Source organism: Cyanobium sp. BA20m-14 (assembly GCF_024346295.1).
In genome coordinates this window covers 1-12,169 of the sequence record NZ_JAGQCR010000080.1, presented here as the reverse complement: position 1 = coordinate 12,169, position 12,169 = coordinate 1, and the positions used below count along the sequence as shown (strand labels likewise).

12 protein-coding genes and 1 tRNA gene are annotated in these 12,169 nt (G+C 66.2%); 3 read left to right on the top strand and 10 right to left on the bottom strand.

The window, feature by feature from the left end; all coding sequences use genetic code 11:
* The 9 genes from KBZ07_RS09115 to hisF form a co-directional block, all read right to left on the bottom strand.
* On the bottom strand, positions 1 to 330 hold a 330-nt coding region (locus KBZ07_RS09115; RefSeq protein ID WP_254931314.1), incomplete at its 3' end, for a hypothetical protein.
* Between the two features lie 643 nt (positions 331 to 973).
* Positions 974 to 1,058 (bottom strand) — tRNA-Ser (locus tag KBZ07_RS09110).
* 36 nt (positions 1,059 to 1,094) lie between these two features.
* Complete coding sequence (locus KBZ07_RS09105) at positions 1,095 to 3,068, bottom strand: ComEC/Rec2 family competence protein (protein WP_254931313.1); 1,974 nt, start codon at positions 3,066 to 3,068, stop codon at positions 1,095 to 1,097.
* A 45-nt stretch (positions 3,069 to 3,113) separates the two neighbouring features.
* On the bottom strand, positions 3,114 to 3,308 hold the full coding sequence (locus KBZ07_RS09100; RefSeq protein WP_254931312.1) for a hypothetical protein: 195 nt from the start codon (positions 3,306 to 3,308) through the stop codon (positions 3,114 to 3,116).
* Positions 3,305 to 4,204: a glycine--tRNA ligase subunit alpha gene (glyQ, locus tag KBZ07_RS09095; protein WP_254931311.1), complete on the bottom strand. Its 900-nt coding sequence runs from the start codon at positions 4,202 to 4,204 to the stop codon at positions 3,305 to 3,307. Before glyQ ends, KBZ07_RS09100 begins: the two co-directional genes overlap by 4 nt.
* Before the next feature lie 480 nt (positions 4,205 to 4,684).
* Positions 4,685 to 5,416, bottom strand: coding sequence for an EAL domain-containing protein (locus KBZ07_RS09090; RefSeq protein WP_254931310.1), 732 nt, complete (start codon positions 5,414 to 5,416; stop codon positions 4,685 to 4,687).
* 95 nt (positions 5,417 to 5,511) lie between these two features.
* A complete protein-coding gene (gene ubiE, locus KBZ07_RS09085) occupies positions 5,512 to 6,228 on the bottom strand; it encodes a bifunctional demethylmenaquinone methyltransferase/2-methoxy-6-polyprenyl-1,4-benzoquinol methylase UbiE (RefSeq protein ID WP_254931309.1) in 717 nt (238 codons plus the stop codon).
* Positions 6,215 to 6,523 (bottom strand): hypothetical protein, encoded by a 309-nt coding sequence (locus KBZ07_RS09080; RefSeq protein WP_254931308.1) that lies wholly within the window; start codon positions 6,521 to 6,523, stop codon positions 6,215 to 6,217. The genes ubiE and KBZ07_RS09080 overlap by 14 nt, the downstream gene beginning before the upstream one ends.
* Before the next feature lie 82 nt (positions 6,524 to 6,605).
* Positions 6,606 to 7,403 carry an imidazole glycerol phosphate synthase subunit HisF gene (hisF, locus tag KBZ07_RS09075; protein ID WP_254931307.1) on the bottom strand — a complete coding sequence of 266 codons (798 nt, stop codon included), beginning with the start codon at positions 7,401 to 7,403 and terminating at the stop codon, positions 6,606 to 6,608.
* 57 nt (positions 7,404 to 7,460) lie between these two features.
* On the opposite strand from hisF, the gene KBZ07_RS09070 reads away from it, so the two are divergent.
* From KBZ07_RS09070 to KBZ07_RS09060, 3 genes are read left to right on the top strand one after another with little or no spacing between them, the layout of a single operon-like run.
* Positions 7,461 to 7,676 (top strand): DUF2862 domain-containing protein, encoded by a 216-nt coding sequence (locus tag KBZ07_RS09070; protein WP_197148244.1) that lies wholly within the window; start codon positions 7,461 to 7,463, stop codon positions 7,674 to 7,676.
* 11 nt (positions 7,677 to 7,687) lie between these two features.
* Positions 7,688 to 8,686, top strand: coding sequence for a chlorophyll synthase ChlG (gene chlG / locus KBZ07_RS09065; RefSeq protein WP_254931306.1), 999 nt, complete (start codon positions 7,688 to 7,690; stop codon positions 8,684 to 8,686).
* A gap of 1 nt (position 8,687) precedes the next feature.
* Positions 8,688 to 10,778 (top strand): transglycosylase domain-containing protein, encoded by a 2,091-nt coding sequence (locus KBZ07_RS09060; protein ID WP_396123984.1) that lies wholly within the window; start codon positions 8,688 to 8,690, stop codon positions 10,776 to 10,778.
* On the opposite strand, the gene KBZ07_RS09055 is transcribed toward KBZ07_RS09060, so the two are convergent.
* The gene (locus KBZ07_RS09055) at positions 10,775 to 12,154 is read right to left on the bottom strand and encodes a 16S rRNA (cytosine(967)-C(5))-methyltransferase (protein WP_254931315.1); all 1,380 of its coding nucleotides are present in this window, start codon (positions 12,152 to 12,154) and stop codon (positions 10,775 to 10,777) included. The two genes, KBZ07_RS09060 and KBZ07_RS09055, sit on opposite strands and share 4 nt — an antisense overlap.
* Between the last annotated feature and the right edge of the window lie 15 nt (positions 12,155 to 12,169).

Sequence of the window (12,169 nt, the reverse complement as noted above, 5' to 3'; positions counted from 1 at the left end):
ATAGCATACCCCAGTTAATTTCGTGCTTAATGTCTTCTTGAGGGAAGTGCGAATTCTTTCGCCATACTTGCGCAGGTCAGAGACTGAGGCAAGTTGTACGAGTGTTGGATCTGCGCCGTCATGGATCTCAACTTTTTTACTGCCACCGAAAAAGTGAAATCTCACAATAATTTTCAGCCCGTCTTGATCTACTAAAACGTCAAAATGGGTTTTTGTATCCCTTTCGATGAGTCTAACTGGATCAATATCGCTCGAACATATTTCTCTCACGATGCGCAAGGCTTCGACCTCTTCGGAAGTGGTATCCAGCCTTAGATCCATGGTCGTCAAAGCCTATACAGATACACTAGCATTCCATACGGTGTCAGAGTGCAAAAGCCCAGGCAGCAAACTGATGACTACCTGAAGGCAAACCAGTCCAGTCTTTGGCTTGCTCCATCCTCGGCATTCTGAACCAACTCCACGCCCTTGACGCCTCCATCTTGCTGATACCAAGGATCACAGCAGACTGCGGAGAAAACCTGTTGCGCCTCGCCCAGGGTCTTAAATGAAGCAACCTTGACGACGCCCCAGGAGTCGTGGGTGTAGATCGCAAAGGGCATTCCATTTCCACTAATAGGGACCGCTAATTTATCAGTTTTGCGTTCCAGCTGGAGTTCCTCTACGGGGTTGAATCATTCATTGCCAACGCACAGATTTACAACGAGCAGACTGACAACGAACAGGTCACCACCTCAGACGTTATTGATCTTCTTCCCTGAATTGTGAATTGAAGGCAATGCCTGGATGGATCTGAGCATTCGTCAGGAGTTTGCATGCATCATATAAACAAATTTCCCAAAATTATCTGAGACCAATTGCGCGGCGACAATTAGGTAGGCGCGCCCGCCCACGTAGTTGACACCGGGCAGACCAATCGGCAGCTTAAGGATCAATTCAGGACAGTCTGAACCGTCTCAAGACTTGTCCAAAACGGAGAGGGTGGGATTCGAACCCACGGAAGGTTTCCCTTCAAACGATTTCGAGTCGTTCGCTTTCGACCACTCAGCCACCTCTCCAGCGGCCCCTCGGGCCTTGTGCACTTTAAGGATCGATCATCCCCGCACGGCCTGGAGGGATCCACTGGGGCCGCTGGCCGCCCAGGTTTCTGGCCAGCCCGAGGGGATGGCTCCGCTCAACCAGATCCGCTCGGCCCCGAGCCGCTGCAGCTGGGTGCGCTCCCGCTGCGAAGGGCGAAAACCCAGCCACAGGCCATCAAAACCGCCACGGCCAGGGCCGTAGCGCTCCTGCCAGGCCCAGAGCGCCTGGCGATCGGGCAACAGCAACCAGCGCCAGCGCCCCAGTTGCAACTCCATCGCCCGGCTTTCGATCGCCACGGGCGCAGCACTCAGGCCCTCGCTAGCCAGCCGTTGACCCGGCTGAAGGGGCAGGCTGCCATCGGCGCTGGCGAGCACCAGGCCTGCCTGGGCCCGCCAGCAATCGGGCTGCTCGGGCGCCAGCGGATCCAGCAGCAGGGCCCAGTCGAAGCGCTGCACCCCCAGGCCCCGGGCTAGCTGGCTGGCCTGACTGCAACTGAAGCCATCGGCGGAGCTGCTAACCAGTGCCGCCCGGCCCCGGTGCCGTGCCACCAGCAGGTCGAGCCGCCCCTGGTGCACCAGCAGCAGCTGGTCCGCACCCAGCAGGCTGAGGTGGACGGCCACGGCCACTACCAGCAAGCCAAGCCCCAGCAGGCGCCAGCGCCGGCCCAGGGCCGGCAGAACCAGGGCCAACAGGGCCAGGCTGAGCAGCAGCACCAAAAAGGGCGTCGGCCGGCCCAGTTGCCACTGGGCCATGGGCAGCTCAGCAAAGGCTTGCACCACCAGCACCAACAGCCGGCACAGCCAGTCGACGGGCACGGTGGCCAAGGGCAGCAACGGCGGCAACAGCACGGCCAGACAGGCCAGGGCCATGGCCCCCAGGGTGAGGGGTGTCAGCAGCGGCGCCACCACCAGGTTGGCGGGCACCGCATAGAGAGGCACCACGCCGAAGTGCAACAGTTGCAGCGGCAGGGTGTACAGAGAGGCCGCCAGGGGCACCGCGGTGGCCGCTGCCAACCAGCCTGGAAGCCAGCCAGGCAGCCAGCGGCGCAGACCCAGCTCCAGCGGCCGGGCCGAAAGCACCAGGGCTGCGGTGGCAACCACACTCAGCTGAAAACCAACGTCCAAGAGCCAATCGGGCCGGGCCAGCAGCAGGGCCAGGGCACTGGCGGCCAGGATTCCCAGGGGCCGACTGCGGTGGCCACTCTCGAGCACCGCCAGGGCCAGCGCCCCCATCAGCACCGCCCGCAGCACCGATGGCTGGGGCCCGGCCAGCAACACGAACAGACCCATCGCTGCTGCCGCCAGGCCCAGCCGCGCCGGCTGGGGCAAGCGGGCGCCAAGGGGCAGCACCACGCCCAGCAACACCGAGAGATGGAAACCCGAGGCCGCCAGGGCATGGGAGAGGCCCGACGCCCGGAAGGCCTCGCGCAGCTCGGCCGGCACCGGCACCACCGCACTGCCCAGCACCAGGGCCGCCAGCACCCCGCCGCGCTCGGGGCCTGCCTGCAGCACCAGGGCCTGGGCCATGCGACGGCGCAGATCGGCCACCGGCGTGGCGGGCCGCTCCAGCACATTGAAGTCCTGCACCTGCAGCTGGCTGAAGGCGCCCTGGCGAGCCAGCCGTTCGGCGGGGGCTGCCAGCAGTGGATGGGGCGAAGCCAGCGGCCGGCGCAGGCGGCCCCGCACCCGCAGGCGCCAGCCCTCCTGCAGGGGCGGACAGTCGCCAAAACGCAGCTCGGTGCGCCCCACCGGCAACTGCAGCAGGGCCCGGCAACTGCCGGTGCCAAAGCTGGAGCGCGGATCGCCCAGCAGGGTGCCCGTGAGCTCTAGCGGCAACTCTGCGCTGCTGGGGGCCTCCAGCAGCAGCACCGGGTCAGCCCCAGCGGGCTGGAGCGGCATGCACGCAACCAGCACCACCCGCAGCAGCAGCAGGGCCAGCAGCAGGCCCCACACCAGCGGTTTCAGCCTGCCCCCGCTGCCGCTCGCCACCACTGCCCCTTGCCCGTTGGTTAGGGAGCCAGGGTTCCCACGCCCCTACAGGCTGGGGATCTTGAGCAGCAGGTCGCAGGCCTGGCGGCTGGGCATCTGCTGACCCAGCAGCGGTGCCACCAGCGCGGCCACCGGCCGGAGCCGGCAGGGCCACACCGCCCGCTCACTCAGTCGCCCCAACTGGAAGCTGCCGCCAGCCAGCACCAGCAGCAACAGGCCTCGCTGCAGCGCAAACTTCATGGCGCCACGGCCGCAGGCTGGCGCTTGGCCGTATCCAGCAGCGGAAAGCCCAGGGCCTCCCGCTCGGCCAGCCAGGCCTCAGCCACCTGGCGGGCCAGGGTGCGGATGCGGCCGATGGTGGCGGTGCGCTCGGTCACCGAGATCACACCGCGGGCCTCGAGCAAGTTGAAGGTGTGGCTGCACTTGAGCACGAAGTCGAGGGCTGGGGCCGGCAGCTTGGCCGCCACCAGATCGGCGGCCTCAGCTTCGTAGATGGCAAACAGCTGCTTGAGCCGCTCCGGGTTGGAGGCCTCGAAGTTGTAGGTGCAGTGTCCCTTCTCAAAGGGCAGCCAGATGTCGCCATAGGAGCGGTTGCCGTCCCAGGCGAGCTCCCAGATGCTCTCCACATCCTGCAGATACATGGCCAGGCGCTCGAGGCCATAGGTGATCTCGATCGACACGGGCCGGCAGTCGAGGCCGCCGCACTGCTGGAAGTAGGTGAACTGGGTTACCTCCATGCCGTCGAGCCACACCTCCCAGCCCACGCCCCAGGCCCCCAGCGTCGGCGATTCCCAGTTGTCTTCTACGAAGCGGATGTCGTGGTCTATAGCGCGGATACCCAGGGCCTCTAAGGAGGCCAGGTAGGTCTCCTGGATGCCATCGGGCGATGGCTTGATCAGCACCTGGTACTGGAAGTAGTGCTGGGCCCGGTTGGGGTTGTCGCCGTAGCGGCCGTCGGTGGGACGGCGGCAGGGTTCGGGGTAGGCCACGGCCCAGGGCTCCGGCCCGATGGCCCTAAGTACCGTGTGGGGGCTCATGGTGCCGGCACCCTTCTCGGTGTCGTAGGGCTGCAGGATCAGGCAGCCGCGCTCAGCCCAGAATTTGTTCAGGGTCGCGGTGATGTCCTGGAAGTGCACGGGCTGGGCGGTGGGTGGATGGGTGGGTGGAGGTAGCTACCGATACGGCCTGCGGGGGCAAACCAAATAATGTTGCCGAAACAAGGGCAAAATTTGGCGCTTTTTCAGTGGATCGTCGAAGCGGATCATACAGATCTACTGGCACGCATGAATTTCCTGGTTGACTGCCTGGGCCTTCAAATAGATCAGGAGTATTCAAGCGGTGTGATGATCTTTGCGAGGGACAAAGAAAGGGCCAGACTCCCCTTACCCGCCCGAGTCACCGTAATCATATCTGCCAACAATGGTTCAGATAATGAGTTCCAGGTGGAGGTCAGAAGCTCCGAGCCCATGCTGCGTAGCGAGACCAGATGCGAGCTCATAGCAGCAGAATTACAAAAAGCCCTTAGCCGAGCTGAATAGATAAAATAGCGCACCCCATATATAAAAAACTCAACCCATCCCGACTCAAACCGTCCAAATTCAACCACCGTCAACCTTTCAGCCCAGCTTGGAACCTTTAGCCCCCGAGCTGACCGCAAGCAGATCCTCAAACTCCCCAGCGGGCATGGCCTTGCTCCAGAGCCAGCCCTGGCCCTGGTTAACCCCGCTGCGGCGCAGGAAAGTGGCCTCCGATTCCGTTTCCACTCCCTCAGCGATGACCTCAACATCAATGGCATGGCATCCCGCCACCAGCCACTTCACAAACCGCTGACGGAAGCAATCGGCATCTACACCAGAAACAATTGAACGGTCCAGCTTCACCTTGCTGAAGTCGAGATTAAGCATGTGGGAGAGGGGCGCATCTCCACTGCCGAAATCATCTACTGCGATGGTGTGAAGGGAGGTGAGCTCATGAATGAAGGCCAACTCATGTTCGCCGGCCACCTTGGCCTCGGTGACTTCAACCACCAGGCGGCAGCCCACCCTGCGCCTGAGGCATTCGAGATCCAGCACCTGCTTGGAGATGGGCCTGAAAAACATCTTGCCCGAACCGATGTATTGGCAAGAGAGATTTACAGACAACCACAGATTCGCTGGGATTCGATCGAGGGCCCGCAGGGCAAAAACAAACGAATCCTGGGTAACGGAGATATTCAGAACCGGATCTTCCTCCAGGGCCTGGATCTCTTCAGCGGTGGGCAGGTCATCGTTGGGACGCCAGAGCACCTCACCACCGCAGATGCGCCCGGAAGCCAGATCAAAGATGGGCTGGATGTGGAAGCTTTCCAAAGCCCTCAGGAGTGAAACCCCTTTGCAAAACCCAGCCTAATCGCCGCTCCAGGCAAGCCGCAGCAAAGGCACAGCAAAACCCCATCCCGGGCGCTTCAAGCCACCAGCTCCAGCAGGCCCATCAGGCCGCCGGCGAGGCAGCGATGGCGAGCAGCACTAAAGCCCGCCTCCAAGGCCAGCTGCTGCTGCTGCGAGGCGGTGGGAAAGCGGGCCAGGCTCTCTTCCAGGTAGGCGTAGTGCTCCTCAATGCCGAACTGCTCGGCAATGGGCACCACAACCCGGCGGAGGTAAAGGCGCTGGAACCCGGCTGCCGCCGAATTGGCACGCCCGACGGGACGATTGAAATCGAGCACCGCCGCCCGAGCAGCCGGGCGCAGCAGCCGCCTCAGCTCCCGCAGGCCGGCTGCGGGATCGGCCAGGTTGCGCAGGCCGTAGGCAATGACCGCCCCATCCCAACTTCCACTCGCCAATCCGGTTGCCATGGCATCGCCCTGCTGCCAGCGCAGCTGCAGCCAGGGCTGCAGAGCGGCCCGCCGCGCCGCCACCGCCAGGGGGGCCGCAGCGGCATCGAGGCCGAGCACGCTGCCGCCTGGTCGCACCCGGGCAGCCAGCACGATGGCCAGGTCGCCGGTGCCGCAGCACAGATCCAGCAGCTGCTGGCCAGGCCGGGGTTGGAGCCAGGCCATGGCCTGGCGTTTCCAGAGGCGATGGAGGCCGAAGCTGAGCAGGTCGTTGAGCTGGTCGTAGCGGGGCGCGATCTGCTCAAACAGATCTTGAACAGAGGCGGGATTGCCCGGCTTAAAGCTGCCCATCCCAGGGCAGCACGATGGAGTCGAGGCTGATACCTGCGCCCAGATCCGGCAGGGGCTGCAGGCCCCGGGCCTCGAGGCGGCCGGGGCCGGTGAAGGTGAGCACCATCACCGTGGCCAACCCCACGGCCGCCGAACACACCATGCAGCCAGCCAACATCAGCGAGAATTCACGCCGATCGCTGGCGGCCTGCATCAGCTGCAGCGCCCAGGCCACCAGGGCCACTACGGCGGCCACCATGCCCAGGGCAATGGCCGTGGAGGCAGGGGCGGAGAGGACGGGCAGGGCGGAGAGCAAGGGGCGACCGGGCAGTGACCGAGGGATGCAAGACCGTGGGCTGACGTGGGTTGTAACAACCCTTTTCACAATGTAACGACGGTTAACAGGGCAGCGTGGGAGGCCCGGCCAGGGGTCTGATGGGCAGCTGACGCGCGATCAGCTCACGCTTGATCTGCTCGAGCGTCAGCACTCCGTCATGGAGCAGGGAAGCCAGCAGAGCTGCTGAAGCATGGCCCCCTTCAGGCCCGGGATCAAGGGCCTGGGCGATGTGGTCGATCGAGCCGGCCCCGCCGGAAGCAATCACCGGCACGGACACCGCATCGGCCACCGCCCTGGTGAGCTCAAGGGCGTAGCCGGCCTGGGTGCCATCGCCATCCATCGAGGTGAGCAGGATCTCGCCGGCGCCCAGCGCCACCACCCGGCGGGCCCAGGCGACCGCATCGAGGCCGGTGTTCTCCCGGCCACCCTTGACATACACGTCCCAGCCACCGGCGGGGCGGGCCCGGGCGTCGATGGCCACGACGATGCACTGGCAGCCGAAGCGCTCCGCACCGCGGGCCACCAGCTCGGGATCACGCACGGCGGCGGAGTTGAGGCTCACCTTGTCGGCACCGGCCCGCAGCAGCGCGGTGATGCCCTCAACGCTGCTGATCCCACCGCCCACGGTGAAGGGGATCGTGACCGCCTCGGCGCAGCGACGCACCAGCTCCACCAGGGTGGAGCGGCCCTGGTGGCTGGCGGCGATGTCGAGAAAGACCAGCTCATCGGCCCCCGCGGCGCTGTAGCGACAGGCCAGTTCCACCGGGTCACCGGCATCCCGCAGACCCACGAAGTTCACCCCCTTGACCACCCGGCCATCGGCCACGTCCAGACAGGGGATGATCCGCTTGGCAACCATGGACGGGGGCTCCGGTAAGCGCTGTTAATGTTGCGCCACTTTCCAGTCGCGCCGGCCATGTCCCAGGCTGCCACCATCAACGTTGGCTCCAAGGTGCGGATCACCCGGGTGCGCGACCGCATTTCCACTGAGATGGTCGAGGCCCTCAAGGCTGACGCCACCGGCACCGTGACCGGCTTTCGCACCGTGGACGGCAAGGGCATCGGCGTGGTGGTGGCCCTCAGCGGTGGCCAGACAGCCTGGTTCTTTGACGACGAAATCACCCTCTCCTGAGGCCCAGGCCCTTGAGCAACAGCCCCAACCCTGAAGCTGCCAGCGGCGCCGGAGCTCGCCAGCTACTGGGCATGAAGGGTGCCAGCGGCACCAGCAGCATCTGGAAAATCCGGCTGCAGCTGATGAAGCCGGTCACCTGGATTCCTTTGATCTGGGGGGTGCTCTGCGGCGCCGCCGCCTCCGGCAACTTCCATTGGACCTTCAGCGAGGTGGGCGCCTCGATCGCCTGCATGCTGATGAGCGGGCCCCTGCTGGCCGGCTACACCCAAACCCTCAACGATTACTACGACCGCGAGATCGACGCGATCAATGAGCCCTACCGGCCGATCCCCTCAGGGGCCATCCCCCTTGGCCAGGTGAAAGCCCAGATCTGGATCCTGCTGCTGGCGGGCCTCGGCGTGGCCTACGCCCTGGACCTATGGGCGGGCCACGGCACGCCGGTGCTGCTGCTGCTGGCCCTGGGCGGCTCGTTTGTGAGCTTCATCTATTCGGCACCGCCGCTGAAGCTCAAGCAGAACGGCTGGCTCGGCAACTACGCCCTGGGCGCCAGCTACATCGCCCTGCCCTGGTGGGCAGGCCAGGCCCTGTTCGGCCAGCTCACCTGGACCACCGCCATCCTCACCCTGGCCTACTCCCTGGCGGGCCTGGGCATCGCCGTGGTCAACGACTTTAAGAGCGTTGAGGGCGACCGGGCCCTGGGCCTGCAGAGCCTGCCGGTGGCCTTCGGCATCACTAGGGCCAGCTGGATCAGTGCAGGCATGATCGATCTGTTTCAACTGGCGATGGTGGCCGTGCTGATCGCCATCGGTCAGCATTTCGCCGCCGTGCTGCTGGTGCTGCTGATCATTCCCCAGATCACCTTCCAGGACATCTGGCTGCTGCGCGACCCGGTGGCCTTCGACGTCAAATACCAGGCCAGCGCCCAGCCCTTTCTGGTTCTCGGCATGCTGGTGACTGCCCTGGCGATCGGCCACAGCACCCTGGTTAGCTCCAGCCCTCTGGTCAGCTGAAGTGAGCGGCGCAGCCACCCGCCAGGCCCCAAAGCCCCGCCGCCGCCCCAACCTGGTGCGGGCCGGGCTGCTGGCCGCCCTGATCGGGGGCGGTGTGGCCTGCGGCCAGGCCGCCCTGGTGGCTGGCCTCGACAGCCTGCTGCCGGATGCCCGCGGCATCAACCATTTCAACCGCCCGGGCACCCTCACGATCCTCTCGGCCGATGGCAAGGTGGTGCACAAGATCGGGCCGGTGACCCGTGAAAAGCTCACCCCCGAAACCCTGCCAACCCTGGTGGAGCAGGCCTTCATCGCCGCCGAAGACCGGCGCTTCTACCAGCACAACGGCATTGACCCGGTGGGGATCGGCCGGGCCCTGGTGCGCAACATCAGCAAGCGGTCGGTGGAGGAAGGGGCCAGCACGATCACCCAGCAGCTGGCCCGCACCGTTTTCCTCAGCCAGGACCGCACCCTGGTGCGCAAGCTGAAGGAGGCCGCCCTGGCCGGCAAGCTCGAGCGCCAGCTGAGCAAGGCCCAGATCCTCACCGAATATCTAAATGTGGTGTATCTGGGCTCAAGTGCCTACGGCGTGGCCGATGCGGCCTGGGTGTACTTCTCGAAAACCCCCGACCAGCTCAACCTCCCCGAGGCTGCCCTGATCGCCGGACTGCCGCCGGCACCCTCGGTGTATTCCCCCCTGGTGAATCCGGATCTGGCCCTGGAGCGCCGGGCGGTGGTGCTGCGGCGCATGCAGGAGGCCGGCTTCATCAGCAGCAGCGAGCAACAGCAGGCCGAGGCTTCCCCCCTGGAGCTCAAGCCTGCCGAACCCAAGTATTGGGACAGCCAGGCCCCCTACTTCAGCAGCTGGGTGCAGCAGGAGCTGCCCCAGGTGCTCACCCCCGAGCAGCTGGAAGTTGGCGGATTGACCGTGCGCAGCAGCGTCAACCTGGCCTGGCAGAAGGAGGCGCAGAAGGCGATCAACACCTACGCCAGAGGGGATATGGAGGGGGCCCTGGTGGCGATGGAGCCCGGCACTGGCCTGGTGCGGGCGATGGTGGGCGGCACCGACTTTCTCGACAGCCAGTTCAACCGGGCGGCCCAGGCCCTGCGTTCCCCCGGCTCCACCTTCAAGTTGTTTGTCTATCTCACGGCTCTAAAGGAGGGGATGCTGCCGGAGCGGGTGCTGCGCGATTCAGCCCGCTGCTTCCGCGGCTACTGCCCGAAGAATTTTGGCAACCGCTACCTGGGCTCGGTTTCGATGGTGGTGGCCCTGCAGAACTCGCTCAATACGGTGGCGGTGGCCCTGCTCCAGGAGCTGGGCTTCGACAAGGTGATCGCCACCGCCAAGAGCCTGGGCATCAGCCGGGAACTGGGGCGTTTCTACCCGATGGCCCTGGGCGCCTACGAGCAGACCGTCCTGGACATGACCGCGGCCTACGCCGCCATCAACAACGGCGGCATCTACGTCAAACCGACTCCGTTTGAGGAAATTCTCGGGCCCAACGGCGAGCTGCTCTGGAGCCGGCGGGTCGAGGGCGACCCCGGCAAGCGGGCGGTCAACAGCGACATCGCCGCAATGATGATGTGGATGCTGCAGCGGGCCGTGCAGTCGGGCACCGGCGGCGGCGCCGCCCTGCCGAATCGACCGGTGGCGGGCAAAACCGGCACCTCTGAGGGGGGCCGGGACCTGTGGTTCATCGGCTCGATCCCCCAGCTCACCACAGGCGTGTGGCTCGGCTACGACGACAGCCGGGGCACCAAGGACACCAGCGTGGTGGCCACCTACGCCTGGCGGGCCTTCATGGCGCCGATCACAAAAAACCTGCCCGTGCGCCAGTTCCCGCCCAGGCCGGAGCTGCAGGACACCTACCGGGGTGGAAAGAAACCGCCGGAGCGGGCCAAGGCGACTTACCGGCCCGGCGACGACCTGCCCTACCGGGTCCCCCAACCCCTGGAACTCGATCCCAGCCCCAGCCTGGAGGGCGAGGTAGCGCCAATCCAGCAGCAGGAGAGCCAGGCACCGGCCGCCCCGCCGAGCTCAGCGCCAGCCACCGCCCCCCCTCCAGCCCTGGAGGCGCCGCCGCCACCTGTGACCGCACCCACTCCGCCCTAGGCCCCTGGCGGCGCTGCCTGCAGCAGGGCGGCATAAAAGCCATCGCCGCCGCCGGGGGCGGGCCAGCGCTGCCACTGCTGCAGACATTGCCAGGCCGGATGGTCGCCGAGGAAGGCCTGCAGCAGCTGGCTGTTCTCAGCGGAATTGACGGTGCAGGTGGCATAGACCAACTGACCGCCCGGCTTGAGCAGGGGCAGCAGGGCCTCGAGGAGGCGGCGCTGCAGCAGCACCAGATCGCCGATCAGGGCAGGGGTGATGCGCCAGCGGGCATCGGCGTGGCGGGCCAGGGTGCCCAGGCCCGAGCAGGGGGCATCCAGCAGGATGCGATCAAACCAGCCGCACCACTCGGGTTTCTCGGCCGCCAGCTCGGTGGCATCGGCAACCAGGGTGTGGATGGAGCCCAGGCCGAGCCGGGCGGCGTTGACACCCACCCGGCGCAGGCGGCCCTCGGAACGATCCACCGCCCACACCTCGCCCTGGTCGCCGATCAGTTCAGCCAGGTGGGTGCTCTTACCGCCGGGGGCAGCGCAGGCATCGAGGATGCGCTCGCCGGGCTGGGGATCCAGCAGCAGTCCCACCGCCTGGGCAGATCGATCCTGCACGCACCAGTGGCCCTCGCCATAGCCGGGCAGGTGGCGCAGCTCACCGCTGCGGCCCCGCAGCGTGAGGCCATTGGCCAGCTCCGGCAGGGGGGCCGCCTCCAGCCCGGCGGCGGCAAAGGCCTCCAGCACAGCCGCCCGGCTGGTACGCAGGGGGTTGACGCGCAGGTCGAGGGCGGGGGGCTGGTTGCAGGCGGCCGCGAACAGCTCGGGCTCGGGCCACTGCATGGCCAGCTCCGCCAGCCAGGCGGGCAGGGAGTGGCGCATGCCCAGGCAGCCGGCGGGATCGGCGGGCAGGGGGCCCAGGCCATCCCAGGGCTCAGGTTTGGCCCCCGCGCGCCTGCGGCCGCAAGCCCTAAGTAGGCCATTGACCACCGGCGCCAGCCGGCCCAGGCCGCCCTGCTTGGCCAGCTCCACGCTGGTGCTCACCGCCGCCGAGGCCGGCACCCGAGTGCTGAACAGCAGTTGGTAGAGCCCCAGGTGCAGCAGCCAGCGCAGCTTGGGGGGCTGGCGGGCGGCGGGCACCTTGCCAAGGGCATCAAGCCAGCCGTCGAGCAGGCGCCGCTGGCGGATGGCCCCATAGGCCAGCTCGGTGGCCAGGGCGCGGTCGGCGCCTTCGAGGGGATGGCGCTGCAGCTCCCGCTCCAGGGCCAGGTCGGCGTAGGCCCCCGCCCCCACCGCCAGCAAAACCTGCCAGGCCAGCTGGCGCGGCGCCAGACCCACCGGGGGTGACTCCGGGGCGGCGACAGACTGCAAGGCGGCGGGGTCGGGGGGCATGGCTCCACACCTAGC